The organism is Streptomyces poriticola, assembly GCF_036689765.1.
In the GTDB taxonomy this organism is placed as follows: domain Bacteria; phylum Actinomycetota; class Actinomycetes; order Streptomycetales; family Streptomycetaceae; genus Streptomyces; species Streptomyces poriticola.
Genome location: NZ_JBAGKH010000016.1, coordinates 108,459 through 122,007, shown reverse-complemented (window position 1 = coordinate 122,007; position 13,549 = coordinate 108,459). Strand labels below are relative to the sequence as shown.

Below are 13,549 nucleotides of genomic sequence, written 5' to 3'. Positions count from 1 at the left end.
GCCTCCCGGACCGACTCCGCCTCCCGGACCGACTCCGCCCCCGCCGCCGAGCCCGCCCCCGGCACCCCTCCCGTCCCCACTGCCACCGCGAGACCTCCCGTCGCCGAGCCCCCCGTCCCGGAGGACAGCCACCTCATCCCCGCCTACCCCGCCGCCGAGCGCGCCGTGCGGGCCCTGTCCCAGGCGGTCGGCTACGCCCGGTGGCGCCGCGAGGCAGGCGACCCCGGCAAGGTGCCCGAGTACGAGGACATCGACGAGAAGGGTGCCGCCGAGCTGATCGGCGGGCTCCTCGCGCGGGGGCAGGGCCTCACTCTCGGCACCGAGGAGACCTGCACCCTGCTCGGCCGGTACGGCGTCCGGGTCCACCCCGCCCTGCCCGCCCCGAACTCCGACGCCGCCGCAGCCGCCGCCCGCGACGCCGGCTACCCGGTCGCCCTCAAGGCCACCGCCCCCCACCTGCGCCACCGCGCCGACCTGGGCGGCGTACGCCTGGACCTGGCGGACGAGGAGCAGCTGCGCCGGGCCTACGACGAGCTGACCGGGCTGTTCGGCTCGCCGGAGGAGCTGCGCCCGGTCGTGCAGGCCATGGCCCCGCGCGGAGTCGACACGGTGGTGCGGGCCGTCATCGACCCGGCGGCCGGAGCCGTCCTGTCCTTCGGGCTGGCCGGGGCCGCGACCCAGCTGCTCGGTGACGCGGCGCACCGTCTGATCCCGGTCACCGACCGCGAGGCGAGCTCGCTCCTCCGGTCGATCCGGACCGCCCCCCTCCTCTTCGGCTGGCGCGGCTCGGCACCGGTCGACACCCCTGCCCTGGAGGAGCTGCTGCTCCGGGTGTCCCGCCTCGTCGACGACCACCCCGAGGTCGTCGCGGTCACCCTCGAACCGGTCGTCGTCGCCCCGCAGGGCCTGAGCGTCCTCGGCGCGTCCGTCCGCCTCGCCCCGCCCCCGGCCCGCGACGACCTCGGCCCGCGCACCCTCCCGGCGTACTGACACCCACGCGCCCGGGCCCGCCGGCTCCGGCAGGCCATCCCGGAAGGGCGGGGCAGGGGAGCCGCCGGCAAGATCGATCCGGCGGCTCCGCCGGTCGAACGGCCCGGGTCCGCTCGACCGGCCCAGGCCGCCTCCACCCGGGGATTAGGATGGAGCGCATGGCCAAGACCAGTACGACGACCCAGGGGCTGCGTGCGGCGATCGAGCGCAGCGGCTACTACCCGGCCCTCGTGGCCGAGGCGGTGGAGGCCGCCGTGGGCGGCGAGCCCATCCGGTCGTACCTGGTCCACCAGGAGACCACGTTCGACCAGAACGAGGTGCGGCGGCACGTGACCGTGCTGGTCCTCACCCACAACCGCTTCATCGTCAGCCACACCGACGAGCAGGCCGCCGACGACACCTCCCCGACGCCGTACGCGACGACGTCCACGGAGTCCGTCAAGCTCGGCCGGATCTCCTCGATCGTCGTCAGCCGCGTGGTGGCCAACCCGGAGCAGTACGTGCCCGGCTCCCTGCCCCGGGAGATCATGCTGACCATCGGATGGGGCGCCGTCTCCCGCATCGACCTCGAGCCCGCCGCCTGCGGCGACCCCAACTGCGAGGCCGACCACGGCTACTCGGGCAGCTCGACGGCCGACGACCTCAGCCTGCGCGTCAGCGAGGCCGGGGACGGCCCGGAGACCGTGCGCCAGGCGCTCGCCTTCGCCCAGGCTCTCTCCGAGGCGACCGCGGACACCGGCCGCTGATGGCACAGCCCACCGCCTGGGACACTCACCCCGAGCCGCTGCCCGTCGGCTCCGCGCCGGTCCCCGAGTACGGCAGCGGCTCGCTCGCCGACCTGCTGCCCACCCTGGCCGCGGGCATGGGCGTGCCCGCCATGACCGCCACCGTGCCCGAGCTGAGCCCCGCCGACCGCGCCTGCGTCTTCCTCATCGACGGGCTCGGCTGGGAGCAGCTGCGGGCGCACCCGGCGGACGCCCCCTTCCTGACCTCGCTGCTCGGCAGCTCGCGCGGCGGCACGGGCCGCCCGCTCACCGCGGGCTACCCGGCGACCACCGCGACCTCGCTGGCCTCCGTCGGCACCGGCCTGCCGCCGGGCGCGCACGGACTGCCCGGCTATACCGTGCGCAATCCGGAGACCGGCGAGCTGATGAACCAGCTGCGCTGGCAGCCCTGGACCGAGCCGCACGCCTGGCAGCCCCGCCCCACGGTCTTCCGGCTGGCTCACGAGGCCGGGGTGCACGCGGTGCAGGTCTCCTCCCCGCACTTCCAGAACACGCCCCTGACCAAGGTCGCGCTCAGCGGCGGCACCTTCCTGGGCCGGCTCTCCGGCGAGGAGCGCATGGACCTCGCCGCCGAGCAACTGGCAGCCGCCGACCGCAGCCTGGTCTACACGTACTACGCCGAGCTCGACGGCGCCGGTCATCGCTTCGGCGTCGACTCCGACACCTGGCGCGGCCAGCTCGGCCACGTCGACCGGCTGGTCCAGCGCCTCGCCGAGCAGCTGCCCCCGCGCAGCGCGCTCTACGTCACCGCCGACCACGGCATGGTCGACGTCCCCTTCGACGAGCAGCACCGCATCGACTTCGACGAGGACTGGGAGCTGCGTGCCGGTGTGTCCCTGCTCGGCGGCGAGGGCCGCGCCCGGCACGTCTACGCCCTCCCGGGTGCCGCGGACGACGTGCTGACCTGCTGGCGCGAGGTCCTCGGCGAGCAGTTCTGGGTGGCTTCCCGGGACGAGGCGATCGCGGCCGGCTGGTTCGGCCCGGACGTGGAGGCCAGGGTCCGCGACCGCATCGGCGACGTGGTCGCCGCCGCCCGCGACGACGTCCTGCTCATCGCCTCCGAGCGGGAGCCGAAGGAATCGGCGATGGCCGGCAACCACGGCTCGATGACCCCTGCGGAGCAACTGGTCCCGCTGCTCGAAGTACGCTCCTGACGCCCACGCCCACGCCCACGCCCACGCCCACGCCCATCCCGTCCGCCCGTTGCTCCGCGCTGTGGCCCCGCCCCGTCGTAACCCACCGAAAGGTGCTCATCTCCCCATGTCCGAGCTGGTGTTCTTCTCCGGAACGATGGACTGCGGGAAGTCGACTCTGGCGCTGCAGATCGAGCACAACCGGGCGGCGCGGGGCCTGCAGGGGCTGATCTTCACCCGGGACGACCGCGCAGGGGAGGGCAAACTCTCCTCCCGGCTCGGTCTGGTGACCGAGGCGGTCGAGGCGGCCCCGGGGGTGGACCTGTTCGGCTACGTCGTGGACCGGCTGTCCCGCGGCGGCAAGGTCGACCATGTCATCGTCGACGAGGCCCAGTTCCTCGCGCCGGAGCAGATCGACCAGCTGGCGCGGATGGTGGACGACCTCGACCTCGACGTCTTCGCGTTCGGCATCACCACCGACTTCCGCACCAAGCTGTTCCCGGGCTCGCAGCGGCTGATCGAGCTGGCCGACCGCATCGAGACCCTCCAGGTCGAGGCGATGTGCTGGTGCGGCGCCCGGGCCACGCACAACGCCCGGACCGTGGGCGGCGAGATGGTGGTGGAGGGCGAGCAGGTCGTGGTCGGCGACGTGAACCGCCCCGCCGCCGAGATCGGCTACGAGGTGCTGTGCCGCCGCCACCACCGCCGCCGGATGACCAGCGCCGCGGCCCGCGTCGGCGTCCTCTCCCCGGACGTCCTCCCGATAGCCCCCGCCTGAGCGGCGGGGCGGCACCTCGGTTCCGGGCCTCTCAACTCCTGCTCTGCAGCAGTGCGAAGCGTGCGCCCTCCGGATCCGCCACCATCGCCACCCGGCCGTGCGCGGTCTCCCGGGCGGGGGTGAGGACATGGCCGCCGAGGTCCGTGAGCCGGTGCACCGCCTCGTCGGTGTCGGCCGTCTCGAAGTACGTCAGCCAGTGCGGCCCCCGGTCACGGGCCAGGGTGTTGCCGCTGCCGTGGATGCCGGCGACGGGCCGGCCGCCGACGTTCAGGGTCACGTAGTCCGAGCCGGCGGGCACCACGGGCTCCTGGGCATGGCCGAAGACCGTCTCGTAGAACTTGGTCACGCTCGCCGACTCGTAGGTCAGCAGCTCGTTCCAGGCGGGGGTGCCGGGCACGCCCGTGATGGCGGTGCCCAGGTGGGCCGCCGCCTGCCAGATGCCGAACACGGCGCCGGAGGGGTCGGAGCCGATCGCCATACGGCCGGCCTCGGCCGCGTCCAGCGGACCCACCCCGATGGTCCCGCCGCACAGCCGCACGGTGTCCGCGGTCCGGTCCACGTCGTCCGAGGCGAAGTACGGCGTCCAGGCGACGGGCAGCTGGCGGTCCGCGGGCAGCCTGCCGACGCCCGCCACCTCGCGCCCGTCCAGCACGGCTCGCACATAGGGCCCGAGCGGTTGCGGGCCGGGCCGGAACTCCCAGCCGAACAGCGCCCCGTAGAAGTCCTGGGTCGCGGCCGGCCCGTGCACCATCAGACTCACCCAGCAGGGTGTGCCGGGCTTGTGCCGCGGGATCTCCTCGCCGGTCGGGCCGGCCGGACCCGGTGCGTCGGTCATCGTCACTCTCTTCTCGGCCCTTCGTGGCGCCGTGTCGCTTCCGCTCTGACGGACCCCCGTGCCGGAGCGTCACCCGTTCCCGGTGCCGTGGACTCCGTGCGCGCCCCGCGTGCCGGGCCGGCTGTCCCGAGAATGCCTGCTATACGGCCCGATGTTCGCTTCTGTGCGAAGGCTGACGGGTGTCGATCGGCTGTACAGCATGTGCCCGATCCTGTACGCCCCGTGATCGGGACTGCCCGGCGGGCAGACTAGCCCGACATCGACGCGGCGGCCACCCGGTACGTCAGGATGGTGGCCATGAACGCCATCATCTCCGCTTCCGATCTCGCCGGTGAGCCGGCGGGCGCCGGCCGGCCGGTGCTCCTCGACGTCCGCTGGCAGCTCAGTACGGCCGCGGCCGGCGGCGCGCCGCCGTTCGACGGCCGGGCCGAGTATGCGGCCGGGCATCTGCCCGGCGCCGTCTTCGTCGACCTGGACACCGAACTCGCCTCGGCCCCCGGGGCCGGGGGCCGGCATCCGCTGCCCGACCTCGCGGTGTTCGGCGCCGCGATGCGCCGGGCCGGGGTGTCGGCCGACCATCCGGTCGTGGTCTACGACGGTGGTCAGGGCTGGGCGGCGGCCCGCGCCTGGTGGCTGCTGCACTGGACCGGCCATCCGGACGTCCGGGTGCTCGACGGCGGCCTGGCGGCCTGGCCGGGCCCGCTCTCCACGGAGCTTCCCGCCCCCGCACCGGGCGACTTCGTGCCGTCGCCGGGAGCGTCGGGGCTGCTGGACGCGGACGGGGCCGCCGCCCTGGCCCGGTCGGGACTGCTGCTGGATGCGCGCGCGGGGGAGCGGTACCGGGGCGAGGTCGAGCCGATCGACCCGGTCGGCGGGCACATCCCGGGCGCCGTGTCGGCGCCGACGACGCAGAACGTGGGACCGGACGGGAGGTTCCTTCCGGCCGAGGAACTCCGCGCCCGCTTCAAGGAACTGGGTGCTTCCGAGGATCTCGAGGTCGGGGTGTACTGCGGCTCGGGGGTGTCCGGCGCCCACGAGGTACTGGCCCTGGCGGTGGCGGGCATTCCGGCCGCACTGTACGCGGGCTCGTGGTCGGAGTGGTCGTCGGACCCGGGGCGGCCGGTCGCCGTGGGCCCGGATCCACAGTAGGGCGGCGCGGTCCCGGGCCACCGACGACGGACGGGCCGCGCCCGATGAGGCGCGGCCCGTCCGCCGTCGGTGGGAAGCCGTACGGTTCGCCGCTGTCGCGTCGGCCCGGGCCGAGCGGTCTGACGGTCCGTCTCCTCCTGCTTCCTCCGCCTACTCCTGCTTCTTCCGCCGGGTCCCGAACACGATCTCGTCCCAGCTCGGCACCGCCGCGCGTCGGCCCGGGCGGACGCCGTCCGCCTCGGCCTGCCGGTCGGTGGCGCCGACGAGCCGGTCACGGTGGCTGGCCACGGAACGGGGCATCAGCACATCGGCGTACGCGGAGCCGGCCCCGGCCGATGCCGCGGGCGCCGGAGGCTCCTCCGCCGCCGGTTCCTCGTCGGGCTCCTCGTCCGGTTCCGAGGACGCCGAGGCGCGCTCGGGGACCACCAGGTCGCCCCGGAAGCTCGGCACCGCCTCCAGCAGACTGGTCAGCGAGTCGCGCTCGCCGGCGACCGTGCTCTCCTCGGCGGATTCCGAGGCCTGCGCGGGCAGGCTCGGACGGTCCCGGTCGGCGGGCCGGTCCAGCGGCCGGTCGCGCGGCAGCCGGGCGATGCGCGGGACGAACGGGAAGCTGGGTTCGGGCGCCGCGAGGTCGTCGGTCTCCCCGATCAGCGCGCGCGCCTCGTCGTCGACGGCCTGCACCAGCCGCCGGGGCGGGTCGTAGGTCCAGCTCGCCGAGTGCGGTTCGCCCGCGACGACGTAGACCAGCAGCACCTCCCAGGTGCCGTCGTCGCGCCGCCAGGAGTCCCACTGGACGGTGTCCTTCTCCGCACCGCGCAGCAGCAGCCGCTCCCGGACCGCCTCGCCGAGGGGCGGCCCGGAGTTCTCACCGGGGCGGCGGACCGGGGTCTTGCGGGCCCGCTCGGCCATGAAGGCCCGCTCGGCCAGCACCGGGCCCTCGAAGCGGCGTACCCGGTCGACGGGGATTCCGGCCAGTTGTGCGACCTCTTCCGCGGTCGCTCCCGCGCGTATACGCGCCTGGATGTCGCGGGGGCGGAGATGGCTCTCCACCTCGATCTCGATCTGGCCGAGGCGGGGGCGGTCGCCGCGCACGGCGGCGCGCAGCCGTTCGTCAATAGGAAGCGTGTACTCCGTCGAGTCCGCAGCCTTCAGCACCAGCCGTGTGCCGTCATTCGAGACGGCCACGACACGCAGTTCGGGCATGGGGACCTCCCGGGTGGTGCCTGCCGACGTCACGTGCGTCGCTGCTTCCGCTCTGTCGAGTGTGGCCTGCCCGGGTGCAGCCTGCCACAACCTTGCCGAGTTGCCCGGCGTGTCGGGCGCGGGCCCTGGGTCGCCGTTATGGCACGGTAACCTATTCGCAACGCTAAGTGACCAACTCCGTCACCCTGTGCAACTAGCCCCCTCCTGGCGGACCTTGAAGGATCCGTACCCCCTGGCGGGAGACCGGACCCAGGGCTCGCAACAGTACTCCATTCGGGCCACGTGCGTGGGTTGGCACGCCGTCCGACTTCAGGCAAGAGGGGCAACTTGGCCGCCCGTGGCCGGATCCATGTGATCTTGAACGTGGCGTAGTTCACGCAACCACCAGAAACGGAACTATTGGTTTCGTCCGTACGTCCCTTTCTCATGCAGTTGATCGTTCGCGTACGGGAAAGACAGGCAAGATCCGGTGATGCGTGAAAGGCCCGAAGTCGGCGGTGACGGCGGTGATTCGGACATCAGGGAGGAGGGGGAGGGCAGGACGAGACGGATCGACCTGAGCGTGCCCCAGGTGGCGGGCGGCGCGCTCGCCGCGGTGATCGCCGCCAAGCTCGCCTCCTCCTTCGGTGTCTACGGCACGATTCTCGGAGCCGGCCTGATCAGTGTCGTCGCCACCTGCGGCGGCACCGTCTTCCAGCACCTCTTCCAGCGCACCGGGGAACAGTTCCGGGGCAGGCGCGCGCCGGACCCGGGCGGTGCGGTGGCGGCGACGCCGGTGGTGGCCGGCCCTGCCGGGCAGTCCCGCGGTCAAGCGCCCCCGCAGTCCGGGGAGTTCACCGAGGGCACGGTCTACCGGGCCAGGGCCAGAGGCTGGAAGCGGCCCCTCGTCGCGGCGGCCCTGGTCTTCGGGGTCACGATGACCGGCGTCACGGCGTACGAACTCGCCTCCGGCGAGAGCCTGAGCGGTGGCGGCAGCGCCACCACCGTGGGGGCGGCGCTGACCGGCCGCACCGACCCGGCTCCGGACTCCGGGAGCTCCCAGGACCTGGACGGTTCGGACGGTTCGGACGACTCGGGCGGCCAGGGGGACCCGGGTGGTTCCGCCGACTCCGCCGACTCGGACCGGCCGGCCGACTCCGATGGATCCGGGTCCGGTTCCGGCCGCGACACCCCGTCGGACGGGGACCTGCCCTCCGGGACGCCGAGCGGCTCCGGCGGGGATGCGGAGTCCGGCTCGGAGACCGCCCCGGGCGCCGGCGGTGACCAGAGCTCCGGCGGGTCCACCGCCCCGGACCCCGATCCGGCCGCTACGCCCCCAGCACCCTCCGCAGATAGTCGTTCCGGAACCGGCGCTCCGGGTCGAGACGGTCCCGCAACGCCGTGAACTCGCCGAAGCGGGGGTACACCCGGGAGAAGTACCCGGCGTCCCGGGTGTGCACCTTCCCCCAGTGCGGGCGCCCCTCGTGCGCGGTGAGGATCCGCTCGGCTGCGGTGAAGTACGCCTGATAGGGCGTTCCGCGGAACATGTGTACGGCGATGTACGCGGTGTCGCGCCCCGATGCGGTGGAGAGCGTGATGTCGTCCGCCGGGGCGGTGCGCACCTCGACCGGGAAACTGACCCGCAGCCGGGAGCGCTCCACCATCGTCCGCAGCTCGCGCAGCGTCTCCACGGCCGCCTCGCGCGGGACGGCGTACTCCATCTCCACGAAGCGCACACGGCGCGGCGAGGTGAAGACCTTGTACGGGATGTCGGTGTAGCTGCGCGGGGACAGCGCCCTGCTGGAGAGCTGGGCGATCGCCGGAATCGTCGCGGGCACCGCCCGGCCGACCCAGTTGGCCGCCTGGAAGACGCCGTTGGAGAGGAACTCGTCCTCGAACCAGCTCTGGAGCCGGCCCACCGGCCGCTGCGGACCCGCGCTGCGGTTGTTGCGCTTGGTGTTCGTGCTGCCGGTGTGCGGGAACCAGTAGAACTCGAAGTGCTCGTTCTCGGCGCACAGTTCGTCGAAATCCGCCAGGACACGGTCGAGCGGCATCGGTTCCTCGCGTGCCGTGAGCAGGAACAGGGGCTCCACGGCGAAGGTGATGGCGGTCACGACGCCCAGGGCGCCCAGCCCGACGCGGGCGGCGGCGAAGACGTCGGGGTTCTCCTTCTCGGAGCAGGTCAGCACCGAGCCGTCCGCCGTGACCAGCTCCAGTCCCCGGATCTGGGCGGCGATCGAGGCCGAGTCGCGGCCTGTGCCGTGCGTGCCGGTGCTGGTCGCGCCGGAGACCGTCTGCTCCATGATGTCGCCCATGTTGGTGAGCGACAGGCCCTCGCGTGCGAGCGCCAGGTTGAGCCTCTTGAGCGGAGTGCCGGCCTCGACCGTGACCGTCATGGCCGTACGGTCGATGTCACGTATGCCCGTCAACAGTTGAGGTCGGATCAGTACACCGTCGGTCGCCGCTATGGACGTGAAGGAGTGCCCGGACCCCACCGCCTTCACCGGCAGGCTGTCCTCCGCCGCCCGGCGCACCGCGTCGGCCAGTTCGTCGACCGAGGCGGGAGCGACCTCCCGCGCGGGGCGGGCGGTGACGGTACCGCCCCAGTTACGCCATGTGCCGTTCCTGCCGCTCGCCGTGCGTGTGCTGCTCAACGGACCCTCCCCGACGCGGAGCCGGCCGCTTGAGCCGGCGGTACCCGAGGAAACCGACCGCCGCCGCGACGGCCCCGGCCGCCGCCGGAACCCCGTACCCGGCACGCGCCCCGGCCGCGTCGATCACCCAGCCGCCCGTGGCGGAGCCGAGCGCGACCCCGACCGCGAGCCCGGTGCTCACCCAGGTCATGCCCTCGGTCAGCTGCGCGCGTGGTACGTGCTCTTCGATGAGGGACATCGTCGTGATCATCGTGGGAGCGATGGACAGGCCCGCGACGAAGAGCGCCACGGCCAGAAACGGCAGGTTTCCGACCAGTAGGAGGGGGATCATACTCACGGCCATCGCGCACAGGCCCAGCAGCCAACGGCGTTCGGGCGCTCCCGAGAAGCGCAGCAGGCCGAAGCACATGCCCGCCACACACGAACCCGTCGCGTACACGGCGAGCACCAGGCTCGCGGCGGCCTTGTGCCCCTCCTCCTCCGCGAAGGCCACGGTGACCACGTCGACGGCCCCGAAGATCGCCCCGGTCGCCACGAAGGTCGCCACCAGCACCTGCAGCCCCCGCGAGCGCAGTGCGCTGCCCCCGCCGTGCGGCTCGCGCGGGTGCGGCTCCGGCTCGGTGTCCCGCTGCGCGGTCAGCCAGAAGACACCGACCGCGAGGAAGCAGCCGGCCAGCAGCGGCCCGGCCTCCGGGAACCAGGCCGTGGACAGCCCGATGGAGACGATCGGCCCGAAGATGAAGCAGACCTCGTCCACCACGGACTCGAAGGAGTACGCGGTGTGCAGCTGCGGGGTGCCCCGGTACAGGGCCGCCCAGCGGGCACGGACCATCGCGCCGACGCTCGGCACACAGCCGATGCCGGCGCAGCACACGAACAGCACCCAGTCCGGCCAGCCGTAGTGGGCAGCGAACAGCAGCCCGGCCCCGGCTGCGAGCGAGATCAGGGTGGCCGGGCGCAGCACCCGCCGCTGCCCGTACTGGTCCACCAGACGCGAGACCTGGGGTCCGGCCAGCGCCGCGGCGAGCGCGATGGTGGCCGACAGCGCACCGGCCAGCCCGTACCGCCCGGTGAGCTGCGAGATCATGGTCACCACGCCGATGCCCATCATCGACAGCGGCATCCGGCCTAGGAAGCCCGCGGCGGAGAAGCCCTTGGAGCCGGGGGCGGCGAACAGGGCGCGGTAGGCACTGGGCAACGGGGTCTCCGGAAAGCGGCTCAACGAGGCACGGAACGACGGCGACCACGGCTCGGCACCGTCTCGTAAGGCGCGAACGCAGCCGATACAGCTTACGGCGGCGGGCGAACCCCGCGCACCACGATTTCCCGCCCGCCCGTACCGTCCCTTCTGTCCCTCCTGTCCCTCCTGTCCCTCCTGTCCCTCCTGTCCCTCCTGTCCCTCCTATTCCTCCTCTCCCTCCTATTCCTCCTCTCCCTCCTGTCCGTCCCGTCCGTCCCGCCTCTTCTGTCTGTTCTGTCTGTCCTGTCCGTGCCGTCCAGACTTCCGGGTCGACGCACCCGTCGGAACCCCCACCGTTGTCCGGGTGTCAGTGCCGGGTGGCAGGATCGAGTCATGCCAGACGTGCTCGACGCCAGCCCCTACGACGCCCTGCTGCTCCTCTCGTTCGGCGGCCCGGAGGGCCCGGACGACGTGGTCCCCTTCCTGGAGAACGTGACGCGGGGGCGCGGCATCCCCACCGAGCGCCTCAAGGAAGTGGGGCAGCACTACTTCCTCTTCGGCGGGGTCAGCCCGATCAACGACCAGAACCGGGCCCTGCTGGACGCCCTCCGCAAGGACTTCGCCGAGCACGGCCTGGTCCTGCCGGTCTACTGGGGCAACCGCAACTGGGCGCCGTACCTGACCGACACCCTGCGCGACATGGTGCGCGACGGCCGTCGCCGTATCCTCGTGCTCGCCACCAGCGCCTACGCCTCCTACTCGGGCTGCCGTCAGTACCGGGAGAACCTCGCGGACGCGCTGGCCGCCCTCCGGGCCGAGGGCCTGGAGCTGCCGCAGATCGACAAGCTGCGGCACTACTTCAACCACCCCGGCTTCCTCGAGCCCATGATCGACGGTGTGATCGAGTCGCTCGCCGACCTCCCCGAGGAGGCCAGAGCCGGCGCCCACATCGCCTTCACCACCCACTCCATCCCCACCGCCGCGGCCGACACCTCGGGCCCGGTCGAGGAGCACGGCGACGGCGGCGCCTATGTCAGACAGCACCTGGACGTGGCGCGGCTGATCGCGGACGCCGTCCGCGAGCGCACCGGCATCGAGCACCCCTGGCAGCTCGTCTACCAGTCCCGCTCCGGCGCCCCGCACGTTCCGTGGCTGGAGCCCGACATCTGCGACCACCTGGAGGAGCGGCACACCGCCGGGGTCCCGGCCGTCGTGATGGCCCCCATCGGCTTCGTCTCCGACCACATGGAGGTCCTGTACGACCTCGACACCGAGGCCAGGGCCAAGGCCGAGGAGCTGGGCCTGCCGGTGCGCCGCTCGGCCACCGTCGGCGCCGACCCCCGGTTCGCCGCCGCGGTCCGGGACCTGGTGCTGGAGCGCGCCGCCGACCAGCGCGGCCAGGAGGTCACCCCGTGCGCCCTGGGTGCACTCGGCGCCAGTCACCAGCTCTGCCCGGTGGGCTGCTGCCCGGCCCGTGCCCCCCGCCCCGCCGCCGCGGGCGCCGACAGTCCCTACGCGTGAGGAGCCCGATGACCCGCCTGACCGACCCCCTGCACGCGGAGCTGCTCGACGTCGCGCAGGAGGCCGCCCGCCGCGCGGGCGAGCTGCTGCGCGACGGCCGTCCGGCCGACCTGGCGGTCACCGCGACCAAATCCAGCCCGATCGACGTCGTCACCGAGATGGACATCGCGGCGGAGAAGCTGATCACCGGCCTGATCGCCGACCGCCGCCCGGACGACGGAATCCTCGGCGAGGAGGGCGCCGCCACCGACGGCACCAGCGGAGTCCGCTGGGTGATCGATCCCCTCGACGGCACGGTGAACTACCTGTACGGCCTGCCCACCTGGGCGGTCTCCGTGGCCGCCGAGCAGGACGGCGAAACGGTCGTCGGCGTGGTCGCCGCCCCGATGCGCGCAGAGACGTACCAGGCGGCCCTGGGCGCCGGTGCCTGGGCCACGGGCTCCTGGGAGGGCGAGCGCCGGCTCGTCTGCCGGCCCTCGCCGCCCCTGGACCAGGCCCTCGTCTCCACCGGATTCAACTACGTCGCCAAGGTCCGTGCCCACCAGGCCGAGGTCGCCGGGCAGCTGATCCCCCTGGTGCGTGACATCCGCCGGGGCGGCTCGGCAGCCATCGACCTGTGCGACCTGGCCGCGGGCCGGCTGGACGGCTACTACGAGCGCGGGCTGCACCCCTGGGACCTGGCCGCAGGCGACCTGATCGCCCGGGAGGCAGGCGCGCTCACCGGGGGGCGCCCGGGAGCACGGCCGTCGCGCGAGCTGGCGGTAGCGGCCACCCAGGGTCTCTTCGAGCCCCTCCAACGCCTGCTGGACCAGGCCGGTGCCTGGCACGACTGACCGGCCGGAGGGCCCGGCACAGCAAGAACCCCGGCGCTGGATCTCGCCGGGGTCCTTCCGTTCACGGGCTGGTCACGTACCGGACGCGCGTACCTCCACGCCGTGCTCGGCGGCGAGGCGGCGAAGATCGTCCAGTTCGCCGAGTTCCACCTCGACGAGGAAGTCGTCGCCCTCGTCACGGGCCCGCGACAGGTCGGACTCGGTCGCCTTTATGCGCTGCAGAAGTCCTGCGGTGAAAGCGTCCATGCTGCGCCCCCTCGTCCTGGGTCGTGGGTCGATGGCACGGGGGTGTGCCGTTCGGAAGGGACGATCACGTCTTCACAGGGTGCCCAGCGCCGCTCTGCTGGGCGGCGACGGTGCCGGACACCCCCGCCCGCCCTGCGGGAAGCGGACCGCTGTGCACCGCTGGTCGTGCGGTACGACAGAGCGTGATCGTGGGGTGTAAAGCCGTCCTCCCCCAGCTCCCTTCCGCGGAAACCTCGACCGCACGAGAAAATCCGGCATTCCCG

At 73.2% G+C, this 13,549-nt stretch carries 13 protein-coding genes; 8 read left to right on the top strand and 5 right to left on the bottom strand.

The window, feature by feature from the left end; all coding sequences use genetic code 11:
• The 4 genes from V5O46_RS20435 to V5O46_RS20420 all read left to right on the top strand — a co-directional run.
• The coding region (locus V5O46_RS20435; protein WP_332886077.1) for an acetate--CoA ligase family protein at positions 1 to 990 on the top strand (990 nt) is incomplete at its 5' end.
• A gap of 149 nt (positions 991 to 1,139) precedes the next feature.
• Complete coding sequence (locus tag V5O46_RS20430) at positions 1,140 to 1,736, top strand: DUF5998 family protein (protein WP_332886076.1); 597 nt, start codon at positions 1,140 to 1,142, stop codon at positions 1,734 to 1,736.
• Positions 1,736 to 2,929: an alkaline phosphatase family protein gene (locus V5O46_RS20425; RefSeq protein ID WP_332886075.1), complete on the top strand. Its 1,194-nt coding sequence runs from the start codon at positions 1,736 to 1,738 to the stop codon at positions 2,927 to 2,929. Before V5O46_RS20430 ends, V5O46_RS20425 begins: the two co-directional genes overlap by 1 nt.
• 106 nt (positions 2,930 to 3,035) lie before the next feature.
• Positions 3,036 to 3,686 (top strand): thymidine kinase, encoded by a 651-nt coding sequence (locus V5O46_RS20420; protein WP_332886074.1) that lies wholly within the window; start codon positions 3,036 to 3,038, stop codon positions 3,684 to 3,686.
• Between the two features lie 31 nt (positions 3,687 to 3,717).
• Here V5O46_RS20420 and V5O46_RS20415 read toward each other — a convergent pair whose 3' ends face one another.
• Positions 3,718 to 4,521: a VOC family protein gene (locus V5O46_RS20415; protein ID WP_332886073.1), complete on the bottom strand. Its 804-nt coding sequence runs from the start codon at positions 4,519 to 4,521 to the stop codon at positions 3,718 to 3,720.
• Between the two features lie 297 nt (positions 4,522 to 4,818).
• On the opposite strand from V5O46_RS20415, the gene V5O46_RS20410 reads away from it, so the two are divergent.
• Positions 4,819 to 5,670, top strand: a complete 852-nt coding sequence (locus V5O46_RS20410; RefSeq protein WP_332886072.1) for a sulfurtransferase — start codon at positions 4,819 to 4,821, stop codon at positions 5,668 to 5,670.
• A gap of 150 nt (positions 5,671 to 5,820) precedes the next feature.
• Here the strand turns inward: V5O46_RS20410 and sepH are convergent, their stop codons facing one another.
• Entirely contained in the window at positions 5,821 to 6,873 is a 1,053-nt protein-coding gene (gene sepH, locus V5O46_RS20405) for a septation protein SepH (RefSeq protein ID WP_332886071.1), read from the bottom strand.
• A 472-nt stretch (positions 6,874 to 7,345) separates the two neighbouring features.
• Between sepH and V5O46_RS20400 the strand changes: the two genes are divergently transcribed.
• On the top strand, positions 7,346 to 8,257 hold the full coding sequence (locus V5O46_RS20400; RefSeq protein WP_332886070.1) for a hypothetical protein: 912 nt from the start codon (positions 7,346 to 7,348) through the stop codon (positions 8,255 to 8,257).
• On the opposite strand, the gene V5O46_RS20395 is transcribed toward V5O46_RS20400, so the two are convergent.
• On the bottom strand, positions 8,181 to 9,506 hold the full coding sequence (locus V5O46_RS20395; RefSeq protein ID WP_332886069.1) for a D-arabinono-1,4-lactone oxidase: 1,326 nt from the start codon (positions 9,504 to 9,506) through the stop codon (positions 8,181 to 8,183). The genes V5O46_RS20400 and V5O46_RS20395 overlap by 77 nt on opposite strands.
• A complete protein-coding gene (locus V5O46_RS20390) occupies positions 9,460 to 10,704 on the bottom strand; it encodes an MFS transporter (RefSeq protein ID WP_332886081.1) in 1,245 nt (414 codons plus the stop codon). Before V5O46_RS20390 ends, V5O46_RS20395 begins: the two co-directional genes overlap by 47 nt.
• A 375-nt stretch (positions 10,705 to 11,079) precedes the next feature.
• Between V5O46_RS20390 and V5O46_RS20385 the strand changes: the two genes are divergently transcribed.
• Positions 11,080 to 12,207 (top strand): ferrochelatase, encoded by a 1,128-nt coding sequence (locus tag V5O46_RS20385; RefSeq protein WP_332886068.1) that lies wholly within the window; start codon positions 11,080 to 11,082, stop codon positions 12,205 to 12,207.
• 17 nt (positions 12,208 to 12,224) lie between these two features.
• Positions 12,225 to 13,040, top strand: a complete 816-nt coding sequence (locus tag V5O46_RS20380) for an inositol monophosphatase family protein (protein WP_332886080.1) — start codon at positions 12,225 to 12,227, stop codon at positions 13,038 to 13,040.
• Between the two features lie 72 nt (positions 13,041 to 13,112).
• Here V5O46_RS20380 and V5O46_RS20375 read toward each other — a convergent pair whose 3' ends face one another.
• Positions 13,113 to 13,286, bottom strand: a complete 174-nt coding sequence (locus tag V5O46_RS20375) for a hypothetical protein (protein WP_332886067.1) — start codon at positions 13,284 to 13,286, stop codon at positions 13,113 to 13,115.
• Positions 13,287 to 13,549: the final 263 nt, after the last annotated feature.

Coding starts and splice junctions, on each gene's coding strand:
- sepH (WP_332886071.1), bottom strand. CDS start 6,873: ATGCCCGAACTGCGTGTCGTGGCCGTCTCGAATGACGGCACACGGCTG.
- V5O46_RS20400 (WP_332886070.1), top strand. CDS start 7,346: ATGCGTGAAAGGCCCGAAGTCGGCGGTGACGGCGGTGATTCGGACATC.
- V5O46_RS20385 (WP_332886068.1), top strand. CDS start 11,080: ATGCCAGACGTGCTCGACGCCAGCCCCTACGACGCCCTGCTGCTCCTC.
- V5O46_RS20375 (WP_332886067.1), bottom strand. CDS start 13,286: ATGGACGCTTTCACCGCAGGACTTCTGCAGCGCATAAAGGCGACCGAG.
- V5O46_RS20410 (WP_332886072.1), top strand. CDS start 4,819: ATGAACGCCATCATCTCCGCTTCCGATCTCGCCGGTGAGCCGGCGGGC.
- V5O46_RS20425 (WP_332886075.1), top strand. CDS start 1,736: ATGGCACAGCCCACCGCCTGGGACACTCACCCCGAGCCGCTGCCCGTC.
- V5O46_RS20415 (WP_332886073.1), bottom strand. CDS start 4,521: ATGACCGACGCACCGGGTCCGGCCGGCCCGACCGGCGAGGAGATCCCG.
- V5O46_RS20420 (WP_332886074.1), top strand. CDS start 3,036: ATGTCCGAGCTGGTGTTCTTCTCCGGAACGATGGACTGCGGGAAGTCG.
- V5O46_RS20430 (WP_332886076.1), top strand. CDS start 1,140: ATGGAGCGCATGGCCAAGACCAGTACGACGACCCAGGGGCTGCGTGCG.